This window comes from Clostridium senegalense, assembly GCF_018916625.1.
In the GTDB taxonomy this organism is placed as follows: domain Bacteria; phylum Bacillota; class Clostridia; order Clostridiales; family Clostridiaceae; genus Clostridium_J; species Clostridium_J senegalense.
The window spans coordinates 80991-105659 of the sequence record NZ_JAHLNC010000001.1 but is presented as its reverse complement, the minus strand read 5'-3'; the positions used below and the strand labels follow the sequence as shown (position 1 = coordinate 105659).

The following is a 24669-nucleotide window of genomic DNA, read 5'->3' as shown; positions in this document are numbered from 1 at the left end:
AGGAAAATTTCATGGGTAGCAATTCGAATTTTGATACTAAATCTGCAGCTAAGGGCATGGCTATATTAAGTATATGTATGTTTATGACAAAAATTATGTCTATTTTATATTTGCCATTTTTAAGAGCTATATTAGGTCAAGACGGAATGGGAATATATCAATCTTGTTATGTAATATATGCATATATATATATGATTGCTAATGCAGGTCTTCCAGTAGCAATATCAAAGATAATTGCTGAATATGCATCAGTTGGTAATAAACATGATGCAATTAAAGCTTTTAAAATATCTAGATTGCTTGCAATTGGAATTGGAGTTTTATCAACAACTATTTTAATTGTATTTGCAGGACCAATAACAAGAGGGATGAATGCTGAAAGATCTACATATGCACTTATGGCAATTGCACCAACGATGCTTTTTACTACTGTATTAAGTACTTATAAAGGATATTTTCAAGGCGTTGGTAATATGGTTCCAACTGGAGTTTCTCAAGTTATGGAGCAGGTAGCTAATGTAGTGTTTAGCTTACTTTTTGCATATATTTTAATAGGTTTTTCACTAGAATTAGGTGTTGCAGGAGGTACAGTAGGAACTACTCTTGGCGCACTTTTAGCACTAGTATACTTTCTAAATTACTATAATCGTAGAGGTTATGAGGGTTTAGCACATATTAAAATAGAGAAAGAAATAAAAAGAGATAGTAACAAAGAAATTTTAAGAAAAATTTTATGTTATGTAATACCAATAACTATAGCTATTGCTATACAACAATTAGGCGGAATGATAGATGTAAAAATGGTACAAGGAACATTGGTTGACGTATTGGGTTATACAGAAAAGCAAAAAGATGTTTTATGGGGATTTTATGGTCAATATACAACGCTTATAAATGTACCATTAGGCTTATTAAGCTCTATGTCTGTAGCTGCTGTGCCGCTGATAGCTACATACAATGCAGTTAAAGACAGAAAATCTGTAAAAACTAGCATAAATTCTACTATGAAAATTATGTATTTATTTTCAATACCTTCAGCAGTAGGACTTGCAGTTTTAAGTAAGCCAATATTACGTACACTTAAATTAGATCAAGAAATATCATCATTTCTAATTTATGGTTCTTTTGTACTAGTAATAATGGGAATAGTATATCTTCAAACTTCTATACTTCAAGGTCTTGATAGGGTAAAGGCAGCAACTATATTTTGTGCAATAGGTATGGTTGGTAAAATAATAGTAAATTATTTTGTTGTTTCAATTCCTAGAATTAACGTATATGGAGCTATAATAAGTAGTACAGTATCATTTGCAATAATGTTTATACTTAATCAATGGCTTATAAATAGAGTGTTAAGAGTTAGAGTTAGATGCATAGTTCCAACCATAAGACCTATAATAGCATCAGCTTTTATGGGAATAGCAACGTATTTTACTTATAATGGAATTATTAAAGTTTTAGGATTAATATCTAATGGATATATATTTAATGTTATAGCAATGTTAGTAGCTATAGCTGTAGCTATTATAGTATATAGTGTTGCAATAGTGTTATTAGGCGGTGTATCTAAAAAAGAAATAAATATATTACCAAATAAAATTAAAAATCTTATACCACAAAAATTATTAAAGTATGTAAGATAGTTTTATCAAATAAGGATTATTAAAGGGACTGTTGCAAAACTAACTAACAGAGGAGCGATGGCTCCCTTTTTTTATGTGCAATTTTCTTAGTAAAGGGTATTAAGAAAAAATGAAAGACTTGGAAAGCATCTTCATGGATTAAAACTTACTGGTTAATAATGAGAAAAATACTTGTTATTAAAATGAAGATAAAATTGAAAAATAGCATTATTAAAAGTTAAAAAGTTATAAATAGAGTATATGGTTACAATATAGAAAAATAAATGGTATTAATGTATAATAAATACAATAACGTAGTAAGTGAAATTTAAATTTGATTAGTTGAAAAATGAAAGGAGTACTAAAAACTTGAATGTTTTATTAGTAGATGATGAACAGTCAATTGCAGATTTAGTAGAAGTTTATCTGCAAAATGACAATTATAATGTATATAAATTTTATACAGGAAAGGAAGCTTTAAGATCTTTAGATAAGGTGGATTTTGACCTTGCAATTTTAGATGTTATGCTTCCAGATATTGATGGATTTAAGATATGCAAGATAATAAGAGAAAAGTATTTTTTCCCTATAATTATGTTAACTGCAAAAATTGAGGATATTGATAAGATAACAGGATTAACTTTAGGGGCTGATGATTATTTAACTAAACCATTTAATCCATTGGAACTATTGGCAAGAGTTAAAAGTCAGTTAAGACGATATAAAAAATATAATAAAAGAAATTCAGAGGATAAATTTGAATGTGAGAAAAGTGAATATGATTTTCATGGATTGATAATTAATAATGATAACCATAAATGTAGCTTATATGGAAAAACAATAACACTGACACCAATTGAGTTTTCGATTTTATGGTATTTATGTGAAAATAAAGGACGAGTAGTCTCGTCAGAAGAACTTTTTGAATCGGTGTGGAAAGAAAAGTATTTAGACAATAATAATACAGTAATGGCTCATGTGGCAAGACTTCGTGAAAAAATGAATGAGCCATCAAGAAAACCTAAATTTATTAAAACAGTATGGGGAGTTGGCTATACCATTGAATAAAGAAAAACAATTGACTAATAAAAGTTTAAAAAATATAGTGTTAGCAAAAATTTTTATTACCATACTATTATCTAGTATAGCTTTAGGAGTTATACTAATATTAATGTTTATTACATATCATCAATTTACTTTTTATGGGGATGAAACAGTATATATATTAGCACAGATGATTAAGTATTATTTACCTTGCTTAGTTATATTCGTTTGGCTAATAGATATTATATTTGTTATTTTGTATTATTGGAAAAAATCATTAGGTCATATAGAGATTATGATGGATGCAAGTAAACAACTTATATTAAATGATGATAATTCAATACATTTTCCAGATGAATTGAAAGAAGTAGAAGAACAAATGAATCAGATAAAGCAGAAAACTATTCTAAATGCACAATTAGCAAAAGAATCAGAAAAGCAAAAAAATCATTTAATAGTGTATCTTGCTCATGATTTAAAGACTCCTCTTACATCTGTTATTGGTTACTTAAACTTATTAAATGATGAAGAACATATGTCTGATGAACTTCGAAAAAAATACTTAAACATATCTTTAGAAAAGGCTGAGCGATTAGAAGAATTAATTAACGAATTTTTTGATATTACAAGATTTAATTTAAGTAATTTAACTCTTGAATTAAGTAATATTAATTTAACACGAATGATTGAACAGATTGTTTATGAATTTAAGCCAATGTTAGCAACGAAAAATCTTAGATGTGATTTGCAGATTACTTCTAATATTGAGTTTAAATGTGATGTTAATAAAATTGAAAGGGTTTTTGATAATTTAATTAGAAATGCTATTAATTATAGTTTTGAAAATGGTTTAATAAAAATTATAGTAGAAAAAAAATCTGATGGAATATATATGTGTTTTAGTAATAAAGGAAATGTTATTCCTAAAGAAAGATTAAATCTAATATTTGACCAATTTTATCGATTAGATAGTTCTCGTGGAACTAAAACAGGAGGTGCAGGGTTAGGTCTTGCAATAGCAAAAAAAATTATTGAGGCTCATAAAGGAACAATAAGTGCATATAGTGAAGAAGAAGAAATTAGATTTGAGATTTATCTTCCAAGTTTATTGTAAGAAAATCGTATGATTTTAAGAAGAAAAACATAAGAAAACTTTACTAAATAATGAAAAAAATACACATCTTATTTTGATATCATGTAGGTATAAAAATAAGATGTGTATTTTTTATATAAGTAAGGAGGAATAATAATGAATTTAAAATTAAAAAAACAAATAAATAATGTATCCATTATTAAAAAATTTATATCATTTGGAGTATGGGTAATTGCTATAGTATATATTTTGGCATTATTAAAAATTGTATTATTTAAATATGGGTTTACTAGTGAGTTACGCTCATTAAATTTAAAGCCCTTTGCTTTTATTGAAAGTTATTTTACTGAAGATGTGACTATAGATGTAGCTTTGAAAAATGTGGCTGGTAATTTTGCACTATTTATTCCATTAGGAATATTGTTGCCAGCATTATTTAAAAATATAAATAAAAAAAAGACTGTATTTATATGTTTTGGAGTAAGCTTATTATTTGAATTTCTTCAATATATTATAGGATTAGGTGCAAGTGATATAGATGATGTAGTATTAAATACTTTTGGCGGTATTATAGGTATGTTTATTTATTTTAAAATATTGAAAAGAATTGATATAAAAATAAAGATGAGAATAGCTACATTTTCGTTTTTAAGTGTATTTGGTTTATGTGGTTTATTATCATTATATTTATACCAACCTAATATTCTTCCAGCACAAGTAGAAGTTATTAATCAGGAAATATTAGAAGGTGTAGATGCGTATAGTGCTGATATACAAACGGTGTGTATAGATGTGGATAATGATAGTATCCTAATAGACAAATCAAGAAGATTTTATGATGATAATTATAAAGTTCAAAGTAATGAAGATAAATATATAATAGATAACAATACTAAATTATTTCTTCAGTTAAGAAAATATAAGTATTCACCTAATGGAAATATTCAAAAATCAACATTCATATATAATAAAATTACCATGGATGAATTCAAAAATCTAATAAAGAAAGAAGAAAAAAGTGTGAATTTATGGATATCAGAAGATAATAAATGTAGTAGAGTATTGGTGGTAGAAAAAGGGGATATGGAGTAAATGGATATAAATATAAAGATATTACGATTTGACATGTGTTTATAAAAAACAACTTTGCTTAAATAATTCGTTTTGGCTCAGAAAAATTTAATAGGTTGATTGTTAATATGGTGAATGTTATCATTTAAGAAAATAATTGTTTGTATATTATGGGGATAAGAATAATATGAGAATAGAAACAAATCATGTAATAATTCGAGATTTTGAAAGGAAAGATGCAGAAAATCTTTATAAGATTGTTAGAGAAAAGAATATTCTTCGTTTTATGCCTGATTGGGCAGAAGATAGTGATTCACCACAATCTTATTTTGAATACATTGATTGGCACCAAAGTAAAAAAAATTCAACAAATATCTATGAAAACAAAAGATATGTAATCGCATTACCTGACACAGATGAGATGATAGGAATGGTTGGCATGGGATTGGAAGATACATTGAATGAAGTTGAAGTAGCCTATTTTATGTCAGAAAAATATCAGAGAAAAGGATACACAGAAGAAGCAGTAAATGCTTTAGTCAATTGGTGTTTTAGTATGTCAGAGATAAAGTATCTTATTTTGACTATTGATTGTGCAAATACACCTTCTTGCAATCTTGCAAAAAAATGTGGTTTCGAATTATTTGAAAAACGAACACCTATTGAGCATAAGCAACCTAACATGGAAAGTGATAGTTATTTTTATTATAGAAAATATAGAAGTTTGTTATAAATACCATAACTGTTCTTGTAATTTGAATTAAGTGAGGTCGAATGGCTTCCTTTAATTATTGATGTATTTTCAACAGTATTTTAAAACATAATCAAGTATAAAATAACCACTCATTTTCTGAGTGGTTATTTTCATAGATTTTTACAAGAATCAGAGTTTTTTCTTATTATAAATATAGACGAGAAAAATAATCCACTACCTATAAAAATTAAGAAGATATTTTTAATGATGAAATTAACATTAGGAATAATAGCATTGAAAATTCTAAGAAGAAATGCTGTTATTAAAGTTAAAAAACAAATTATAAAAAATTTATATATGCTAATTGATAAATGAACAGATTTATTTATTTCTAGAATATTTAATATAAGACCTAATAAAGAAGATACAAATATAGCTATAGCAAAGCCAAATATATTTATAGATGGTATAGCCATCAAAATATACATTAAAATAAGTTCTACAACAGCTGTAATTAAAGAATTTATAAGAATAGCCTTTTGTTTACCTAGACCATTTAAGATACCATAAGTACAGGATGAACCATACAAAAATGGAACTGAAAACGCTGCAGCTTTAATGAAAGCATCTAAATCGTTACGTTTATAAAAAAGCATACCAAGATTTGTGGGTATTACTAAGCAAACAAGCATTATTGAAACTCCTAATATAAAGCACATCTTTATTACTTCATTCACTCTACATTCTACAGCAGAATAATTACCTTTTGTAATATTTTTAGATATGTCAGGGACTAGAATAGTAGCCATAGAAATTACTATTACAATAGGAAAAAATATTATATTAAGTGTCATTCCACAAAACTTACCTATAGCTTCTAGCGCCAAGGTATGAGTCATTCCTGCTGTTACAAGCCTTCCTGGTATAAGCAAAGTAGATACACTACTTATAGCAGTGGTAAGAAACCCATTGACAGCTAAAGGAAACGCAACAACTAGACAATTGAAAAGGAGCTGAGCACCATTTTCTACATATTTATCTTGTCCTAAAGAATAATCGAATTTTTTACAACTTTTCTTAAAGAAAATATATAATAAAACAAAACTTACAAATTCTCCAATAGCAAAAGACGAGTATGTAGCTGTTACTGTTTTTGAAATATCTTTAAGAAGCAATAAGTCTATTAAAGATAGTGTTACAAAAAGTCTTAATGCTTTTTCTACAATATCTATTATTGCTGGAGTGTTAACCTCCATAACTCCAAAAAAATAGCCTTTTAAAACTGATGATAGAGCTATAAATATCAGTGCAGGGCATAAAACCCATAAGGAATATAGAGTTCTGATATCTTTTATAATATATTTACTAAAAAAAGGTGCCAAAGCAAACATTATGATGGTTACAAATATTGCCCAAACTAATATGAAAGATAATGTATATCTAACACTTTTATTCATATTTTTATAAGAATTAGTTCCATAATATGATGAAACTTCTTTAGAAACGGCAGCAACAAGCCCACCGCAAACTAAACAACAAAACAAATCATAAATAGGCATTATAAGTCCATAAAGTCCTACTCCTTCTGCACCAAGCTTGTCCGAGAGAACTATAGAAAAAATAAATCTTATAACCGCCATAGCAAGATTTGAAATAGTTAGTACAAATGTATCTCTATAAAAACTGTCACTATTCATAAACAAACCTCCAGTAATATGGTTGAATAAAAATTATATCTAAAGTAATATATAATTTTTTATAGTTGATTGTGTTTCTTTATAATAGTTATGATTTGCTTTAATACTTTATTCAAAAAATAATCAAATAAATAAAAAAAATTATTACAGTAATTAAAAATATAAAAGCTAGATAAGGAAATTAAATATAAGTAATTTAAACTATTATTTAATTTAATATGAGAGAGTATAGAAAAAGAAGTTGAAAATTAAAATACTATGAACAATGTTAAAAATATTTATATAAATGTTATAAATAATATACAATATTCTTCAAAAAATACTAAAAATTAGACGTATAATTTTAATAATAAAAACTTTATAAAAAATAAATAATAGTAGATATTTTCAATAACTCTTAACTAAAATAAGCTGTTAATTAGCAATTTTAAATTTTCACATTTGATAAATGAATAAACTTCATCTTATAACCCTATATTTATACTTTTAGAGATTGGAGAAATACACATATGGATATTATTATTGAATTAGGAAAAACAAGTGATATTGATGAATTAGAAAAGCTTTATAATGATTTAAATGATTATTTAGAAAAGGAAATAAATTACCCTGGATGGAGAAAGGGTATATATCCTACTTGTCAAAATGCAATTGATGGAATTAAAAATTGTAATCTTTATGTAGCAAAAAATAATGGCAAAATAGTTGGATCACTTATTTTAAGTCATGAACCTGAGCCTGCATATTATAAAGCTAAGTGGAATTTTGAATCTGATTATTCAGATGTTTTTGTTATATATACATTTGTAGTACATCCCAATTTTTTAAAATGTGGTGTAGGTAAAGCATTAATCGATTTCTCAATTGAACATAGTATTAAGTCAAAGGTAAAGTCAATTCGATTAGATGTTTACGAAAATAATATGCCTGCTATAAGATTGTATGAGAAATGTGGTTTTAAATATATTGATACAGTTGATTTGGGGCTTGGAAACTATGGATTGAACTGGTTTAGATTATATGAAAAAATACTATGATATAACAAGCATAATACCCAAAAATAGTGTTGGTATGTGGAGGTAATGTATATGAGAATTTTAATAGGACAACCATTACATGAAAGAGGAGTTAAACAAATTAAAGAAGAAATAGAAAAAAATAAAGAAATAGATGTGGTTTTATATCCAGAAGGATATTTATTTGATGAAAAGGCTTTAGAAAATGCTTGTAATATTGCAAGAGAATATAATACAACAATTATTACATCTTACAGAAAAGATAATAAAGATAGAGCAGTAATAATAAGTAATTATGGTGAGAAAATTTTAGAAAGATCAAAAACATCTTCAAATGTTAATGAAGAATTATGTAATCCATTAGTAGTTAATCATAATGGCATAACTATTGGATATATTTTATGTATGGAAATTTTGAAAGGGGTTAGAGATTTTAAAAAAGTAACTTCAAAAATTAATTTTATTGCCCACCCAATTGGTGTAGGAATGTTTAGTGATGATCAATTTGAGTTATGGATAAATGAAGCTAAAAAAATTGCAAGAACATATAAAACTATAGTATTAGGAACAAGTCATGCAGATGGTTCATATAGAAATTGTGGAATATCAATACCTATTTCATATTGTATTGATAGTGATGGAGAACCTATATATATATCAAAGTATGATACAAGAACAAGGATACTAAATTTAAATACAAAGGAGGTTAAGGTGAAGTATGATAAAGAATGATTTAAAAACATATGCTGAAAATTTAAAAGAACCATGGTGGTTGTTATTTTATAGAATTGTATGGGAGCAAATACCTATAAAAAATGGTATAAAAATTCTTGATTTTGGTAGTGGGTTAGGCGTTACAGCAAGTCACTTAGCAAAAGACAATGAGGTAGTTGCCATAGAACCTAATAAAGATATGATAAAAATGAGAATAGATGAAAATATATATGAACAAATAGTTGGAGATATAGAAATTTTAAAACAGCAGAAAGATGAATCTTTTGATGTTATAGTATGTCATAATGTTTTTGAATATGCAAAGGAGAGAAAAGATATATTTAAAGAATTCTATCGAGTTCTTAAACCTAATGGGATAATATCCATAGTAAAGCATAATCATGTAGGTAGGATAATGCAAAAAGCTGTTTTTGAAAATAGTTTAGATGAAGCGATATATTTACTAGATGGTGGAAGAGTTAAAGTTATGAATTTTGGAGAAGTAAATTATTATGATATAAATGACATCAAGCAGTGGATAGGGGATAAGGATATTAGTATTGAAAAAATACTTGGAGTTAGAACATTTTGGGGATTACAACAAAATAATGATGTAAAGTATAGACAGGATTGGCAAGAAAAAATGTACAAACTTGAAATGAAAGTAGCAGATATAAAAGATTATCTTAATATTGCATTTTATAATCATATAATACTTAGAAAAGCCTAAAAATTTTAAAATTATAGTGTTAAAAAATAATAATGAAAAAATATAAAATGCTAATCTGTGAAATTTTCAAAGAAACTCTAAATATATTTTTATCTGATTTTTATGACTACCCGGAGAAGCGACGTCCTTGTCTGATGCACCGGCTAATCCGTCCTTGGATTAGGTCAAAAAAATTAAACAAAAATCTATAAGAGTTTCTAAATCAATTTTCAATGAATAGCTTATTTAAATTTTTTATTATTACATACTGTAGCAATAATTAAAAGAAAGATATTTTATAATGTAATAATTGATAAATAAGTTAGATTAAATTACTTGTACAATTAGAAAAAGAAGAATACTGACATGAATTTTAAAGAAGTAAGAATAGAAATATATATTCCAAAAGAGTATATAGAAAAATTCATCCTTATGAAGATACAATAATTAATGTTATACCAATTATAAATGAGTTATTTGAATAATTTTAATTATAAAAAAAGCAGCAAAAAACCTCTATACAAAACTTGGATTCTACCATACAGGTGAAGTAGATGAAAATGAAATAATTATGGTTTTAGATTTTTAGATTAACTGCATATTTAAATTAAAAAAACCATATAAGACAGTGTAAATATGATATAATTACCATTAGTTAAATTGAAATAGTAAAAAATTGCATATCTTCTTAATAAAGAATATAATTGATTTAATATAAATAGGGAGTGTGATATCATGAATATTAATTTCATGGATAGAAAAATGCTTAAAATACTCTGTGCAAAGTCTGTAGGTATGAGTTTGGGCGACAATTTGCACAGAGATAGATATTTAGTCGCTTTTCATAAATAAATTCATACATATACAGGCTTTGTTTCCTTAATTAAATAATAAATTTAAGGAAGTGAGCTTTATGAGATATGTAAGAATTGATAGAATATTACCAGATGATTTAATTAAAGAAATTCAAAAGTATATTCAAGGTGAATATATATACATCCCTTCCCTTCCTGAAAAGAGAAAAAGATGGGGTGAAAAATCTAAAAGTCGAGATTATATAAAAGCTAGAAATGAAAAGATATTAAACCAATATATAGGTGGGAAATCAATTAGCAATCTGGCTGAGGAATTCTTCCTTTCAGATAGTAGTATTAAGAAGATTGTATATAAAAAGGATAAGTAAGCTAAAGCTACCACTCTTGTAATGTGTGGTAGCTTTTGTATAAAAGATGATATAGAAGTGATTATTATCTTTCTTAAAAAATATAGAAGCTTTAAAATGATATTGAACATAAAATTCATTTAAAAAATGAATTTGTAATTTTTGTCCTAGATATTAGAACAAAAGGAGAGAGTCAAAATGAATAAAAAAATATCATTAATTCATTCTACAAATTTAGCTCTAGTAGATTATGCTTACGTTGGGCGTATACCTTCAGGAATGGACTTATTATTTTTAGCGGGGGCATGTCCCATTAATAGAGAGGGAGAAGTACCCAATTTGAGTGATTATGAGCTTCAGGCAAAACTTTGTGTAGAGAATTTGAAGGAAGCACTGAGGGACGGTGGGGCCACTTTAGAAGACGTTGTATATACCAGAGTTCTTGTAGCATCTCAAAATCAGTCAGATTTGGTAACTGCATGGGAAGCAATAAGAAAAGAATTTGGTAATCATGATGTTCCAAGCACCTTATTTGGAGTTACAGTATTAGGATATACAAATCAATTGGTAGAAATTGAAGCAGTAGCAGCAGTAGAAAATAATCCAAAATGATTGAAGTATAAAGTTGAACTAATTCGCACCATTCTTATTTAACGTAACAACTAAAAGACGAACGATTTATTAAAACACTGTATTATTCAAATTTGAATTTTACAGTGTTTTTACGTCGTAATTCAAATAAAATATGAAGCAAAATGTTGTTTAAAAATTGAACAAACAAGGTATTTACAAAATATGTTATAATTGATTCATGATAATAAAATAATCTTAAGTAAAAATTATTTGTATGAGAGACAGAGATAAATAGAATTTTATAGGGAGGATATCATGATTAAAAATGGAATTAACAAAATAGAATCTAGATGTGGAATATTGTGTAGTGACTGTGAGTACAGAGAGCAAATGGGGTGCGGTGGATGTGCTAATATTCAAAAACCATTTTGGGGAGAAAAATGTTCTGTAAAATCATGTTGCGAGTCAAAAGGAAATGAACACTGTGGAACTTGTGAGAAGTTTACATGTGAACTACTTAATAAATTTGCATATGATAAGGAACAAGGGGATAATGGAAAACGCATTAAACAATGTAAAGAATGGAGTGACAAAGATACTATATGAAATATCAATGGATAGATGAATATTTGGTAAAAAAAGTGGTGTGTCTAAAGACTTGCAGAAAGATTGGAATTGGATACGTTATTCCTTAGGAGATAAAATGTTTGCGGCAATTTGTTTAGATAAAAATGATGAACCTTATTATATAACTTTAAAATTGGAGCCAACAGAAGGGGATTTTCTTAGACAACAATATGAGGATATTATACCAGGATATTATATGAATAAAGTACATTGGAATTCGGTTAAATTTAATGGAAATGTACCAGATGAATTATTAAAAGACATATTAGACAAGTCTTATCAACTAGTTCTATCTAAATTCAGTAAAAAGAAACAAAAAGAACTTTTACAAATATAATATAAATTCCAATTTGTTAAGAAACTTAAAAAGTAAATATAAATAATATATTAAAATACTGCAGTATTCATAGGTGAATTTGCGGTATTTTGCGGCATGCTCTAATTATTATATGATATAAAAATTCAAACTATGCTCATTGAAAGTTGAATAATGTGGTGTTAAAATTATAGATATGTTTGATAATGGCAAAATATACAATAATTTAAGGCGGTAAAGGATCTATGAACTCAAAAGAAGATGAAATCTTTAAAATTATAACAAGAATTATTAATATTATACTATGCTTGCTACTTCCTTTTAGCATATTAATAGCAATGGTTTCTCCAATGATGTTTGATGCTCCAGGTTCAAATGAGAGTTTTTATACATGGATACTTTTCATATCTAATTTTTCAGCTCCAGTGATTATATTAATATCAATAATAATATCAATATATTTACTTAAATTAAAATTATATAAAAGAGCATTTATATTTAGTCTATTACCACTAATTAATTTAATTACTATTTTGGTTGCTTATTGGGGGATTACAGTTTTTCAAAATGGAAAATTTAGCATTTATTAAAGGTAAGTATATATTCCATCAGAGTAAGGGGATAAGACTAATATTCAATTGGAAAAACAAACAATTTATCCCAATACCGCATTATTCGTGAATTGAATTTTGGGGTATTTTTACTTTGAAATACATATAAGATGTCGAATTGATAAAAAACAAATAAAAGATATCCTTTTTTATATTATTTAATTTAATATACTATAGTACAGAAAAAGTAAATTTAAATTAATATACTGTGAACATTGTTAAAAATATTTATATAAATGTTGCAAATAAGGTACAGTATTCTTCAAAAAAACTGAAAATTTAAAATTATAATATAAGTATAATCAGAAGTAGAAACTGCAGAGCAATTTGAATATCAAAATATATATTGTTATTTATATAAAAAAGCTAGGTTGGAATAATCATTTTGAAGAAAATTTTGGAGGGTATTTTAATAAAGACATTAGTACTAAGAGAATAGTTTCGCAACAGAAAAATAAGAGGGCATGTATTTTACAGGAGATGCTAAGGATAATGCCTTTAATTGTGAGTTAAATAATGTATTGAAATATGATATTTTTAAAAAAGCACTAGAAAAAAGTGATGTAGATTATATGGTTTTTTATTCTTCAAATGAATGGGAGAACTCATTTAAAGATATATTCAATTCATTATATCCAATAGAGGATGATAGAAGATATTTAGAACTAGAGATAGGTGAATTTGATATTGTGGAAGTATCGGAGAATGTAAAAAAAATTGATAGAGAAATGTTGTTGGATAATAATTTAAAAGAAATTGATGATATAAGAGAAACCATAATTGAAAACTGGTCTTCCATTGATAATTTTTTAAAAAATGGATTTGGTTGTGTATATATAATTGATGGTGGAATTGTAAGTAGATGTATAACTGACTGTGTAGTTGAAGATAGATGTGAACTAGGAGTAGAAACAGAAAAAGATTATAGAAAAAAAGGGTATTGCACACAAGTGGTTATTGCAGCTTTAAATTATTGTAAAGGTAACAATATAAAAAATGTAGGTTGGCACTGCTGGGATAATAATATTCCATCCTATAAATTGGCTGAAAAAGTTGGCTTTGAGCAGAAAAGGGATATTAAAGTATACTTTGGATGGTATAATTTATATGCTAATTATTTAATAAATGGCAATTATTATCTTAAGCGAAAAGTAAATTACAAGCTTTCAGCTGAATTTTACAAAAAAGCATTTGAAAATAATTATGGAGTTGTTTGGCAATTTTACAATGCAGCATGTGCTTATTGGAAAATTAACAATAAGGAAGAAGCTAAAAAATATTATGAAATTGCTTTGAAAAATGGGTGGAAAGGTATTGAATCATTAAAATCAAGTCCATTATGTGAATATCTATATGATTTAGAGGATAGCACAATGATTGAATCTGAGTTGAAAATCTAGGAGGCGCTTTACAAAACAATTTTATGAGGAAAACATTTTGAAAGATTTCAAATTATGGGAGGTTTAAGCGCTAAATAATGTAAAAATTAATATTTGTGAATGGATATAGATTTATTAAGCTTAACTAAATTTATTTCACATTTTGATTATAAAGCGAAATAAGTATTAAAATTTATTCTTTTAAAATTAAATATTACGCATTTAAAAAATATACAATGAGTACATTATTATAGTTATAAAGTGTGAATTAACTATATATAAGATAATATATAAAAATTGGAAGTTTGGGAGGCAACTATGAACAATAAAGACAAAAAAAACACAGTAGAAAAATATATGACATTATATATGAGCATTGGAATGTGTTTCGGTGTTTCAGGTGGTTTAATATTTGGAATGATTATTTTCCCTGATAATATGGCGCTTGGAATGTGTTTCGGACTTCCAATCGGTATGTGTATCGGCATGGTAATAGGCCAATTAAAAGATAAACGTCTTTCTGAAAATATGATGATAATAAAAAAAATCAAAACTGTGAACGATTCAACAGATTTAGTGATTTATGTTAGTGATAAAAATGAGATAGAAAAACAATATAGTGTCACTAAGCAAAAAATGCAAGAAGAAAAATTCTTAGAAGGTGACCGAGTTGCAGAAGAAATAGATGGCTCTTTAGTATCATTAGAAAGCAAATAAAATTATATGAAATTCAGTTTAGTAATAGATAATATTAATATATTATGAAAATAAAGTATAAAGCAGATACCGTATTATTTAAAAATGAATATGCGGTATTTTTTGTTTCGTAATTCAAAAATTTGACCAACTAATTAATGAACTATGATTTTTGAAATTAAATAGCATGGTATTTTAGGAGAGCTTAATAAGTATTTTTCTGTAAGGTAAATACTATGAAATTGTATTTAAGAGGGGAAAAGGAAATGAAATATTTAAAGAGTAAATAATATACTGTTTACAAAATATGTTATAATTTGTTTATAATAATTATAATATTGTGTTCAATAAATAGGAGTTTTGAAGGGGAGAATTATGGATAAAAATGAGCAATGGTTACAGTGGGCGATAGAATTACAAAGTCTTGCACAAGCAGGTCTTGCATATGGTAAAGATGTTTATGATAAGGAACGATATGAACGTATTAGAGAAATATCAGCAGAAATTGTATCTAATATGTCGGATATTTCTTTAGGAATGGTGAAAAGCATTTTTTGTAATGAAAGTGGATACCAGACACCGAAACTTGAAACTCGTGCATCTATTTTTGAAAATGGAAAGATTCTTCTTGTTCGAGAGAATGATGGAAAATGGTCACTTCCAGGTGGTTGGTGTGATGTAAATGTGTCAGTTGGCGAAAATACAGTAAAAGAGGTAAAAGAAGAATCAGGCTTGGATGTGGTTGCAGACAGAATTATTGCAATTCAGGATAGAGCAAAGCACAATCTTCCTGTCTATGCATACGGTATTTGCAAAGTATTTGTACAATGTTCTGTAATTGGTGGACAGTTTGAAGAGAATATTGAAACAACAGAATATGGTTATTTCGAAGTGGATAATTTACCAGAACTTGCAACAGAGAAGAATAATGAGGAACAAATTAAAATGTGTTTTGATGCATATCATACAGATGAGTGGAAAACATTATTTGATTAAGAAATTTCAATTTGTAAGATAGATTAAGGCAACTTTAAGGAACTAATTTTAAAAATATTACGAAGAATAAATTAAATATTAAATTACTTAGAATACCGTATTATTCAAATGAATATGCGGTATTTTTACATCCTTTTGTTATATTACGAATTAATTTTTAAATCTAAAAATACGAATAATGTTTTAAAAAAAATTGAATAATGCGGTGAAAAAAATTGTTTGAAAATCTTCTTTCATATATGGTTTATCCAGAAATTAATTGGTTATAAATGATACGATTTTTGGTAAATATGTAGTTATTATTCATAATGAATTGATTGATATAAATAAATTTCTATAATACACTACAAAACTTACAATAATATGGTAAAATATAGATATTATGAAATAACTTTATTTTATTACTTATGAATAATACCTGCATAAAAAGTGGAACTAACAACAGTTATATTATTATAAGATACGTGGAGGTTTTAGTATGAATATATTGATGTTAATTTGCAATATAATTATTCCTGTATTAATGATTTTCATAGGAATTTTATTTAAATGTAATTCATATAAAAAAATAGATAAAACATTACATTTAATTATACCTATAGCAATGGTTTTTAATGGATTTTTAGACAGAGAGAAAGAACATTTGTGTAAGAATACAAACAAATTAGATTCAGTTAATAGAAAGTATGGTTTAATATGGAGTATTTCAGGAGTAGGTACATTACTATTTACTATGATATCGCTAATATTAAATAAATCTAATATTTATAATACAAGTGTTACTTTACTAGAAGCTGAATGTTTAATATTAGTTGCTGTATTCGTTACTGTAGAATATATGTTAAAAAGAAATTTTAATAAAAATTACTAAAAAATAATTTATATAAACACCGCATTATTCATGAATTGAATTTTGCGGTATTTTACGTGGCAATTTAAATAAGAGGTCAATATAAATAAAGAAATATAGGAACTAAGTTAATGAAAGAATTTAATTTTCCTTATAAAGAATGATACTTATTTAATTGATATTGAGGGTGCGAAGTTTTTTGATGCTGAAATAGAATACAGTTTTCTACAAATGAGATTTGGTGAAAACTACTGCTATTTACAGAGGGATGATCTAAATCAGGAAAAAATGAGATTTTATTTGTTATGGCACTATCTAGGAAATATTTGCGGAGCATATCAGTTACTAGAGAAAAATTATTATAATATTGATGAAGTTCGAGGAATGATTTCATATTTAACAAATTGCTTAGAAAAATTTTGTGATATTGAGATGTAAATATTTAGATATATAAGAATAATGTTGCTTGAAAATTGGACAATCAAAATATTTACAAAATATGTTATAAGTAATTTATAACAATAAGGTAAAGTGAAGTAAATGAGAGATATAGAGTGATAAAAGTTTATAGAGGAATTTATACGTTAGAATAAGTACGAATACAAAACAAATAATGAGATAGCTGTAATATTTTATAAAAAAGTATTACAGCTATTTACTTTAAAACATAAAAAAAATACATATTTTAATTTATTTGTAATGATGAAATAGAATTCACAATTAAAACATTCATTATTTCTTTTAATTTCTCAATTGGAATTTTTGTATCATTTTTAACCCAATTTTGGATTAAGCCTATGCAACCAGAAATGTAAAATGAAGATATTAAGTTATAGTGCTCCTTATTTATATGAGTGCTTTTTCCTATAACATCTTTTAAAAATTTTTCAGTTATAATTCTTCTAAAGCTTGCCATAAATTGCATATTACCATGTCCATTTAATAATATTTTAAAAACTTCCTTATTATCTTTTATGTATTTTAGAAGTATAGAAAGTTGATTTAAATCACTATTATTAAAGCTATTAATAGTAATATTTTTATTAATTGCATTGATATCATAAAGGATTTTATTTTGTACACTTTCTAACAAATCATAAATATCAGAATAGTGATCGTAAAAAGTACTTCTATTAATATCAGCTAATGTTGTTATTTCTTTTACTGTTATTTTGTTAATATCCTTTACTTTTAATAAATTAAAGAGAATATCTTCTAATCGTTTTTTAGTTTTTACTGATCGTTTATCTACATTATTATTTTTCATATATAAAAGCTACACATAAAAGATAGCTTCTCCTTTCTACTAATTTAAATTATGAATTACTAAATAAATAATAAAGCATTTTGAGTAAAAAAAACAAGGTAAATATTATTTTAACCAACACTATTATAAATAATGTTGGTTAACCCACTTATGTTCATAATGTGTTCTAGTTGTATTTAAATTGTAATGATAAACTCTAGCTATAAACTAGTGAGGAGATGATGTTTAATGAATAAGGATATTGCTATAAGTGTTAAAGATGTGATTAAAGAGTATGAGATGGGAGAAACAAATATTAGGGCTATAGATGAAATAAACTTTCAAATAGAAAATGGAAAGTACACTATTATTTTAGGGTCAAGTGGTGCAGGAAAATCAACAGTTCTAAATATTTTAGGTGGTATGGATACACCATCTAGCGGTGAGGTTATAGTTCATGGGATGGACATATCTAAATTCAATAACTTAAAGCTTACAAAGTATAGAAGAGAAAAAATTGGATTTGTATTTCAATTTTATAATTTAATGCCTAATTTAAATGTACTTGAAAATGTTCAGCTTGCAAGTCAAATATGTAAAAATCCATTAGATGCAGTTGAAGTCCTTGAGTTAGTTGGTTTAAAGGATAGATTATATAATTATCCATCTCAATTATCAGGTGGAGAACAACAGCGTGTTGCCATAGCTAGAGCATTAGCTAAAAATCCAGATATTTTACTTTGTGATGAACCTACAGGAGCATTAGATTATAAAACAGGTAAATCAGTATTAGGTTTATTATATGATATATGTAAAAAAAGTAAGAAGACAGTGATAGTTGTTACCCACAATAGTGCATTAGCATCAACTGCGGATGTAGTAATACGAATGAAAAATGGAAAAGTTGAAAAATATGAAGTAAATCATAATCCACTTGCAGTGGAAGAAGTGGAGTGGTAGAAATGATTTGGAAAAATTTTTTAAAAGATTTAATTGATGTAACCTCAAGGCTTATTTCTGTAATTATAATTATTATTATAGCAGTTATGGTTTATGTAGGTTTAGATGGGATAACTTATAATGGAAGTTTAATTGTTGATAATTATTTTAACGAACAAAATGTTGCCGATTATTGGATAACAGGTAATGGTTTTGATGAAAATGATTGTAGGTATCTAAAAGGTATAGATGGAATAAATGAGGTTGAAAGTAGATTAGTATTTGAAGCTAGTGAAAATAATAATGAGAATATAAAGCTATCATTATATGGTGTAGATAATGATAGTAGTATAAACAAGCCTTATATAATAGAAGGAAGATTACCAGAGAATAATGAAGAAATGATGATAAGCTCAGAATTTGCTAAGAAGCAAGGCTTAAAGCTAGGTGATGAATATAGTATAAAAATATTAGGGACGAAAAATGAGATAAAGTTTAAAATATCTGCATTGATTAAAAATCCTGAACGTATGCATAACATAAGTCCAATAATGCCTTCACCAGACTATAGTAAGTATGGGTTTGCATATATTAATAAAGAAGCAATTTCTAATGTATTAGGAAAGAGTAAATATAACCAAATAGTTATAACATTAGACAGTGATGCAGATAATGAAAAAATAAAGAATGACATAATTGAAAATTTTGATAGCAAAATTATAAATATAGTAAGTCTTAAAGATAATGTTAATACTAATAATTTGCAAGAATTTATAAATGGAATAAAGCCTATTACTAAAGGTTTACCATTAATCTTTTTTGTTATTGCAGCTTTACTAATGGTTAGTACAATGAGTAGACTAATAGAAAATTCAAGGTTAGCAATTGGAACACTAAAGGCCTTAGGATATACGGATTTGAAAATACTTTTATATTATTTTATGTATGCATTTATAGTAGTTGTATTTGGATTTATGATAGGCGGAGTTTTATCAAAGATTATAATAACAAAACCTTTATTTAAAATTCTATTTGGTTTAAATGATTTGCCGTATTACACAATAACTTATAATAAGGTAGCCTTAATGAAGGCATTTATACTAACAGCTATATCTTGTATGGGTACCTCTATAATAATTACAAGAAAGGCATTAAAGGAAAATCCCGCTCGATGTATGAGACCTAAATTACCTAAAAAACAAAGAAAGCTATTAATGGAAAGAATTAAATTTATATGGGGTAGATTAGGATTTAATAAAAAATATATAATAAAAAATACTTTCAGAAACAAAGGAAGAGTGTTTACTTGTATTGTTGGAATTGCAGTATGTATGGCACTAGTATTAACTTGTTTAGGACTTAAAGATTCAATTAATAACTTTACAAATAATATTATTAAAAATCAGCATAGGTATGATATGTATATGACTTTAAACACAAAAATGAAAGAGTATAATATAGAGAAAGTAAACGAATTAGAAGAAATAGAAACTGCTCAATATAATATGAATACAAGAGCTATAATAATGAAAAATGGCAAGCAAGATATTATAAATATGATAGTTTCAGAGGATACTACCGATTTAAAGTTAATAGACACTTATGATGAAAATATTAACTTACCGAAGGAAGGAATAATAATTAACGATACGTTAGCTAAAGATTACAATTTACAAATAGGAGATTATGTAGACATTAAATTTTATGGAAAAGAAGATACTAGAAAAGTAAAAATTTCAGATATAAACAGTAATATTAATGGAGTATATATTGGCAAAACTTATTTTGAGAAAAATGGAGAAATATTTACCCCAGATTATGTATATGTTAAAACAAGTAATATAGAGGATTTAGAAACAGATATAGAAAATATTGATTTTATTACTGAATATGAATTAAAAGAGAACATAACAGATGGAATTATAAGTAAAGTATCTCTAACATCGTTAGTAGTGTACAACCTTATTATTGTAGGTGGAATCTTAGCAATGGTTGTTTTATATAATCTAGGTATAATGAGTTTTTATGAGCAAATAAGAAGTCTTGCAACATTAAAGGTACTTGGATTTTATGAAAAGGAAATTAAAAAATTACAACTAACGGAAAATATTATATTTACCGTATTCGGTATTATTATAGGAATACCACTAGGGAATGCACTAATAAATGTTATTACGAGAAAGATGACATTAGCAAATTTACAACTAGCAACTTCTATAAGTTCATATATAATTGCTATTTTGCTAACAGTTACATTTGCTTATATAGTTAATGCGATAATAGGAAGAATGATGAGAAAAATAGATATGCTTGGAGCATTAAAAAGTGTTGAATAAGATTGAAAATCAAAATTGGAGGATTATCATATAAGCAATTCAAAAATGAGTTTTATGGCATTCTTATGTTGTAATCCATATAAGAGGTGAAATATATATAATATGACATTTGAAAATTAAATACTGTATTATTTGAAAATATGGGGAAGATATAACACTAAAAGAATTATGCAATATAAGGGAAGGTTGATAAAAAACAAATAAAATTCATCCTTTTTTATATTATTTAATTTAATATGTTATAGTACAGAAAAAATAAATTTAAATTAATATACTGTGAACATTATTAAAAATATTTATATAAATTTTGCAAATAGCGTACATTATTCTTCAAAAAAATTGAAAATTTAAAAGTATAATATAAGGATAATAATATTATACTTTGTTTTAAGGGGGATAATTATGATAGAGTTAAGAAAAATTACAGAGCATAATTTTGATGAGTGTATTAAATTAAAGGTAAAGGAAGAATAAAAAAATTATGTTGCAAGTAATATATATAGTCTTGCTGAGGCTTATGTTGTTTTAACCAATAATGAGTGTATTCCTATGCCATATGCTATTTATGACAATGATATAATGGTAGGCTTTATAATGTTATCATATAATGAAAAAGATGAAAATGATGATAAAAATACATATTGGGTGTGTAGATTAATGATTGATAAAGATCATCAGAGTAAAGGTTATGGTAAGAAAACTATGATAAAAGCCCTTGAACTTATTAGGACTTTCCCTTATGGAAAAGCTTCAGCAGTTTACCTTTCTTATGAACCAGAGAATGTGGTAGCAAGGACGCTTTATGCATCCTTAGGTTTTGTAGAAACAGGCAAAATAGAAGATGGAGAAATGGTAGCAAAATTAGTTTTATAAATTAGGTATGATAAGGGAGAGTGTAGTATGATTGAATACAAATTTGATACTCAATTATTAATAGAAGGGCACAATCTTTCCGAGGATACAATTAGCAAATATATTACAAGCAATATTAATGGTGATTGTTTGATTGCTGTTGGAGATGATGAGCTGATTAAAATTCATTTTCACACTAATACGCCATGGAAGGTACTTGAGTATTGTGCATCATTAGGTGATATTCATGATGTTGTTGTAGAAAACATGGAACGTCAAGCCAATGGACTTCAAGGTTAAACAACAAGTTGTTTGCTTTTATAGAATGTGTTAGTTATATAAAATTCTTTTTAGAAATGAACAATTAGATATATAAAAGATATACGAGAATACTATTTATAGATAATGATAAAGATTTATACTTTAAATGTTTTAATATAATCATGAAAATTAATAATATATATCGCATCATTCAAAAGAAATGAATTTGCGATATTTTTTTATATGATATTTTAAAAATATAAGAATAGAATCTGGTAGTTTTAAAAAAAATAAATTTACTATTAGACCTATCTATAATTTTCGATTATAAAAAATAATAGGAAATGTAGTTATTAAAACTTAATAGTATGTTATTTGAAAACATGTTACAATATGGTTGAAATATTTAACTTAATCTCATTTATAAGACATAACGATAAAGTGGCATTTGTATTTTAAAGCTTATCTTCCCTTTAAAAAATTATAAGGGATTAAATAAACTTAAAAAGGAGGTGAATATAAATGGGTAATGCTAATTTTCAACTAAAAGAACCTAGTAATCCTTGGCATAATCCAATAAAGGATATTACATGGGGATTTATATTTACTATGATGACTTTGAATTTTAGAGGGTTACAGTATATTTTACCTATAATTGGAGCAGGGCTTTTGTATATTGGATTTTATGACTTGCGTAAGGAAAATAGAGAACTTAATAACGCATGGATCTTTTCTATAATAAATATGTTAGCTAATATCTTAAGTTTAATATATGGAAATACACCATTAAGTGTTAATTTTAGAAATAATACTATTATGATAATTGCTTTAACTGTTTTTCACGTAAGTTTTCTTATTGTATTTCGAGAAGGATTAAAAAAAGTTTTTGAAAAAGGACACATAAGACCACGTAAAGATCCTATATTACGTATGATTATTTGGAGAGTTTCTATTTTAGTTTTTGCCATTACAGAGTTGGGAAAGTTGAGGTTTATATCTATTCCAGTAATCTTATTTTATTTTTACAACTTTATTTTACTTTATAAGGTATGTAAGGAATTAGAAAAAGTTAAGTTTGAAAATTTAGATAATGATGTAAGACTTAAGAGTAAAAATCATGTTTTAAAGTATATAATAGGGTGTATTTTTATATTTATATTGTGTAGTTTAGTTTCTAATCATATTAGATTAAATTCGGAAGAATTTACTTTTCCAAAGACTTCACAAACACGTGATATGCTTGTAAATATGGGATTTCCAGAGGAGATTATTAAAGACATATCAGATAGTGAAGTTGACATGTTAAAGGATGTTACATATGTAGATGTTTATAGTAAGATGTTGATGTTTGATTCAAAAGAGAAAACTGTTAAGGAAAAACGTAACGTTTACAAAACTATTCAAGAACCAGGGAAAATTAATTTGAAGTCAACAATTATTTATGTTGAGTTAAAAGATGATAGCATGTATGGCATTGAATATTTTCAATGGGTAGGTGGAAATGCATATTGGCATGATGGATTTAAAATTACTGGAACAGAAAAATTGGAACTTATAAATGGAAAATTATTATACGAAAAAAATGGGACAAACTATTCAGCAACTATACCTAGATTAAAGAACGAGATAATTTCAGAAAGTGATTGGTTTGGAAATGAAAATCAGTTTAAAGCAATTGCTGGCGCTGTAAATTATCCTTTTGGTTCTGATAATCAAAGAGGGTATGTTTTTTACAGGTTAAATATGAGAGATAGGGTATGGGCTGGAAAAAATATACTTAATTATATACATTATAGGAGTCCATTTAGAAGTCCTTATGAGGAAACAGAAAAGAAAAATTTAATGTTTGATAATAAACTAAGACAACATAGTTTTAATTTTACAACCAAGGCTTTTCGTGAATCTAATGATTAGTAAAATATATTATATATTGCAATGAAAATATAAAAAATACCGTAGTATTTGAAAATGAATATGCGGTATTTTTATTTTGACAATTTAAATAAGTGAAGGGTTATAAATATAGTAATATGGTGTTTGTAAAATATGTTATAATAGTTTTGTATTGTTTAATATAACAATAGCTATTTATGATATAGATAAAAATGTATTATATTATGTAGAGTTTGATACCTAAATTAGTGTATTAAAATGCAAATATGCAA

23 protein-coding genes and 1 pseudogene are annotated in these 24669 nt (G+C 26.1%); 22 read left to right on the top strand and 2 right to left on the bottom strand.

The window, feature by feature from the left end; translation table 11 throughout:
* Nucleotides 1–11: 11 nt before the first annotated feature.
* The 5 genes from KQI36_RS00575 to KQI36_RS00555 all read left to right on the top strand — a co-directional run bounded on the left by KQI36_RS00575 (nucleotide 12) and on the right by KQI36_RS00555 (nucleotide 5563).
* Nucleotides 12–1643, top strand: a complete 1632-nt coding sequence (locus KQI36_RS00575) for a putative polysaccharide biosynthesis protein (protein ID WP_216449198.1) — start codon at nucleotides 12–14, stop codon at nucleotides 1641–1643.
* Between the two features lie 321 nt (nucleotides 1644–1964).
* Nucleotides 1965–2690: a VanR-ABDEGLN family response regulator transcription factor gene (gene vanR, locus KQI36_RS00570; RefSeq protein WP_425321717.1), complete on the top strand. Its 726-nt coding sequence runs from the start codon at nucleotides 1965–1967 to the stop codon at nucleotides 2688–2690.
* Nucleotides 2671–3780, top strand: a complete 1110-nt coding sequence (locus KQI36_RS00565; RefSeq protein WP_244991442.1) for a sensor histidine kinase — start codon at nucleotides 2671–2673, stop codon at nucleotides 3778–3780. Before vanR ends, KQI36_RS00565 begins: the two co-directional genes overlap by 20 nt.
* Before the next feature lie 135 nt (nucleotides 3781–3915).
* The gene (locus KQI36_RS00560) at nucleotides 3916–4851 is read left to right on the top strand and encodes a VanZ family protein (RefSeq protein ID WP_216449196.1); all 936 of its coding nucleotides are present in this window, start codon (nucleotides 3916–3918) and stop codon (nucleotides 4849–4851) included.
* Nucleotides 4852–5017: 166 nt separating this feature from the next.
* Nucleotides 5018–5563, top strand: coding sequence for a GNAT family N-acetyltransferase (locus KQI36_RS00555; protein ID WP_216449195.1), 546 nt, complete (start codon nucleotides 5018–5020; stop codon nucleotides 5561–5563).
* 131 nt (nucleotides 5564–5694) lie between these two features.
* Here the strand turns inward: KQI36_RS00555 and spoVB are convergent, their stop codons facing one another.
* Entirely contained in the window at nucleotides 5695–7221 is a 1527-nt protein-coding gene (spoVB, locus tag KQI36_RS00550) for a stage V sporulation protein B (protein ID WP_216449194.1), read from the bottom strand.
* A gap of 509 nt (nucleotides 7222–7730) precedes the next feature.
* On the opposite strand from spoVB, the gene KQI36_RS00545 reads away from it, so the two are divergent.
* From KQI36_RS00545 to KQI36_RS00490, 12 genes and pseudogenes are all read left to right on the top strand, one after another.
* Nucleotides 7731–8258 carry a GNAT family N-acetyltransferase gene (locus tag KQI36_RS00545; RefSeq protein ID WP_216449193.1) on the top strand — a complete coding sequence of 176 codons (528 nt, stop codon included), beginning with the start codon at nucleotides 7731–7733 and terminating at the stop codon, nucleotides 8256–8258.
* Nucleotides 8259–8309: 51 nt separating this feature from the next.
* Nucleotides 8310–8969, top strand: coding sequence for a hypothetical protein (locus KQI36_RS00540; protein WP_216449192.1), 660 nt, complete (start codon nucleotides 8310–8312; stop codon nucleotides 8967–8969).
* Nucleotides 8956–9681, top strand: a complete 726-nt coding sequence (locus tag KQI36_RS00535) for a class I SAM-dependent methyltransferase (protein ID WP_216449191.1) — start codon at nucleotides 8956–8958, stop codon at nucleotides 9679–9681. The genes KQI36_RS00540 and KQI36_RS00535 overlap by 14 nt, the downstream gene beginning before the upstream one ends.
* An 892-nt stretch (nucleotides 9682–10573) precedes the next feature.
* A complete protein-coding gene (locus KQI36_RS00530) occupies nucleotides 10574–10843 on the top strand; it encodes a CD3324 family protein (RefSeq protein ID WP_216449190.1) in 270 nt (89 codons plus the stop codon).
* Nucleotides 10844–11020: 177 nt separating this feature from the next.
* Nucleotides 11021–11434 (top strand): RidA family protein, encoded by a 414-nt coding sequence (locus tag KQI36_RS00525; protein WP_216449189.1) that lies wholly within the window; start codon nucleotides 11021–11023, stop codon nucleotides 11432–11434.
* A gap of 276 nt (nucleotides 11435–11710) precedes the next feature.
* Nucleotides 11711–12001, top strand: a complete 291-nt coding sequence (locus tag KQI36_RS00520) for a DUF3795 domain-containing protein (protein ID WP_010291955.1) — start codon at nucleotides 11711–11713, stop codon at nucleotides 11999–12001.
* Nucleotides 11998–12359: pseudogene (locus tag KQI36_RS00515) on the top strand (MmcQ/YjbR family DNA-binding protein). The gene KQI36_RS00520 and the pseudogene KQI36_RS00515 overlap by 4 nt, the downstream one beginning before the upstream one ends.
* 224 nt (nucleotides 12360–12583) lie before the next feature.
* A complete protein-coding gene (locus tag KQI36_RS00510; RefSeq protein WP_216449188.1) occupies nucleotides 12584–12928 on the top strand; it encodes a hypothetical protein in 345 nt (114 codons plus the stop codon).
* A 485-nt stretch (nucleotides 12929–13413) separates the two neighbouring features.
* A complete protein-coding gene (locus KQI36_RS00505) occupies nucleotides 13414–14349 on the top strand; it encodes a GNAT family N-acetyltransferase (RefSeq protein WP_216449187.1) in 936 nt (311 codons plus the stop codon).
* Between the two features lie 297 nt (nucleotides 14350–14646).
* On the top strand, nucleotides 14647–15045 hold the full coding sequence (locus KQI36_RS00500) for a hypothetical protein (RefSeq protein ID WP_216449186.1): 399 nt from the start codon (nucleotides 14647–14649) through the stop codon (nucleotides 15043–15045).
* A 354-nt stretch (nucleotides 15046–15399) separates the two neighbouring features.
* A complete protein-coding gene (locus KQI36_RS00495) occupies nucleotides 15400–16020 on the top strand; it encodes an NUDIX hydrolase N-terminal domain-containing protein (RefSeq protein WP_216449185.1) in 621 nt (206 codons plus the stop codon).
* A gap of 478 nt (nucleotides 16021–16498) precedes the next feature.
* Complete coding sequence (locus tag KQI36_RS00490) at nucleotides 16499–16891, top strand: hypothetical protein (protein WP_216449184.1); 393 nt, start codon at nucleotides 16499–16501, stop codon at nucleotides 16889–16891.
* Between the two features lie 664 nt (nucleotides 16892–17555).
* On the opposite strand, the gene KQI36_RS00485 is transcribed toward KQI36_RS00490, so the two are convergent.
* A complete protein-coding gene (locus KQI36_RS00485) occupies nucleotides 17556–18137 on the bottom strand; it encodes a TetR/AcrR family transcriptional regulator (protein ID WP_216449183.1) in 582 nt (193 codons plus the stop codon).
* A 228-nt stretch (nucleotides 18138–18365) separates the two neighbouring features.
* On the opposite strand from KQI36_RS00485, the gene KQI36_RS00480 reads away from it, so the two are divergent.
* The 5 genes from KQI36_RS00480 (at nucleotide 18366) to KQI36_RS00460 (ending at nucleotide 24418) form a co-directional block, all read left to right on the top strand.
* Nucleotides 18366–19076 carry an ABC transporter ATP-binding protein gene (locus KQI36_RS00480; protein ID WP_010291936.1) on the top strand — a complete coding sequence of 237 codons (711 nt, stop codon included), beginning with the start codon at nucleotides 18366–18368 and terminating at the stop codon, nucleotides 19074–19076.
* A 2-nt stretch (nucleotides 19077–19078) separates the two neighbouring features.
* Nucleotides 19079–21391, top strand: a complete 2313-nt coding sequence (locus KQI36_RS00475) for an ABC transporter permease (protein ID WP_216449182.1) — start codon at nucleotides 19079–19081, stop codon at nucleotides 21389–21391.
* A 549-nt stretch (nucleotides 21392–21940) separates the two neighbouring features.
* Nucleotides 21941–22264 carry a GNAT family N-acetyltransferase gene (locus KQI36_RS00470; protein WP_244991439.1) on the top strand — a complete coding sequence of 108 codons (324 nt, stop codon included), beginning with the start codon at nucleotides 21941–21943 and terminating at the stop codon, nucleotides 22262–22264.
* Between the two features lie 27 nt (nucleotides 22265–22291).
* Nucleotides 22292–22543 (top strand): kinase to dihydroxyacetone kinase, encoded by a 252-nt coding sequence (locus tag KQI36_RS00465; protein ID WP_216449181.1) that lies wholly within the window; start codon nucleotides 22292–22294, stop codon nucleotides 22541–22543.
* A gap of 483 nt (nucleotides 22544–23026) precedes the next feature.
* Nucleotides 23027–24418 carry a hypothetical protein gene (locus KQI36_RS00460; protein WP_216449180.1) on the top strand — a complete coding sequence of 464 codons (1392 nt, stop codon included), beginning with the start codon at nucleotides 23027–23029 and terminating at the stop codon, nucleotides 24416–24418.
* Nucleotides 24419–24669 lie beyond the last annotated feature (251 nt).

Coding starts and splice junctions, on each gene's coding strand:
- KQI36_RS00575 (WP_216449198.1), top strand. CDS start 12: ATGGGTAGCAATTCGAATTTTGATACTAAATCTGCAGCTAAGGGCATG.
- KQI36_RS00560 (WP_216449196.1), top strand. CDS start 3,916: ATGAATTTAAAATTAAAAAAACAAATAAATAATGTATCCATTATTAAA.
- KQI36_RS00555 (WP_216449195.1), top strand. CDS start 5,018: ATGAGAATAGAAACAAATCATGTAATAATTCGAGATTTTGAAAGGAAA.
- spoVB (WP_216449194.1), bottom strand. CDS start 7,221: ATGAATAGTGACAGTTTTTATAGAGATACATTTGTACTAACTATTTCA.
- KQI36_RS00545 (WP_216449193.1), top strand. CDS start 7,731: ATGGATATTATTATTGAATTAGGAAAAACAAGTGATATTGATGAATTA.
- KQI36_RS00540 (WP_216449192.1), top strand. CDS start 8,310: ATGAGAATTTTAATAGGACAACCATTACATGAAAGAGGAGTTAAACAA.
- KQI36_RS00535 (WP_216449191.1), top strand. CDS start 8,956: ATGATAAAGAATGATTTAAAAACATATGCTGAAAATTTAAAAGAACCA.
- KQI36_RS00530 (WP_216449190.1), top strand. CDS start 10,574: ATGAGATATGTAAGAATTGATAGAATATTACCAGATGATTTAATTAAA.
- KQI36_RS00525 (WP_216449189.1), top strand. CDS start 11,021: ATGAATAAAAAAATATCATTAATTCATTCTACAAATTTAGCTCTAGTA.
- KQI36_RS00520 (WP_010291955.1), top strand. CDS start 11,711: ATGATTAAAAATGGAATTAACAAAATAGAATCTAGATGTGGAATATTG.
- KQI36_RS00510 (WP_216449188.1), top strand. CDS start 12,584: ATGAACTCAAAAGAAGATGAAATCTTTAAAATTATAACAAGAATTATT.
- KQI36_RS00505 (WP_216449187.1), top strand. CDS start 13,414: ATGTATTTTACAGGAGATGCTAAGGATAATGCCTTTAATTGTGAGTTA.
- KQI36_RS00500 (WP_216449186.1), top strand. CDS start 14,647: ATGAACAATAAAGACAAAAAAAACACAGTAGAAAAATATATGACATTA.
- KQI36_RS00495 (WP_216449185.1), top strand. CDS start 15,400: ATGGATAAAAATGAGCAATGGTTACAGTGGGCGATAGAATTACAAAGT.
- KQI36_RS00490 (WP_216449184.1), top strand. CDS start 16,499: ATGAATATATTGATGTTAATTTGCAATATAATTATTCCTGTATTAATG.
- KQI36_RS00485 (WP_216449183.1), bottom strand. CDS start 18,137: ATGAAAAATAATAATGTAGATAAACGATCAGTAAAAACTAAAAAACGA.
- KQI36_RS00480 (WP_010291936.1), top strand. CDS start 18,366: ATGAATAAGGATATTGCTATAAGTGTTAAAGATGTGATTAAAGAGTAT.
- KQI36_RS00475 (WP_216449182.1), top strand. CDS start 19,079: ATGATTTGGAAAAATTTTTTAAAAGATTTAATTGATGTAACCTCAAGG.
- KQI36_RS00470 (WP_244991439.1), top strand. CDS start 21,941: ATGCCATATGCTATTTATGACAATGATATAATGGTAGGCTTTATAATG.
- KQI36_RS00465 (WP_216449181.1), top strand. CDS start 22,292: ATGATTGAATACAAATTTGATACTCAATTATTAATAGAAGGGCACAAT.
- KQI36_RS00460 (WP_216449180.1), top strand. CDS start 23,027: ATGGGTAATGCTAATTTTCAACTAAAAGAACCTAGTAATCCTTGGCAT.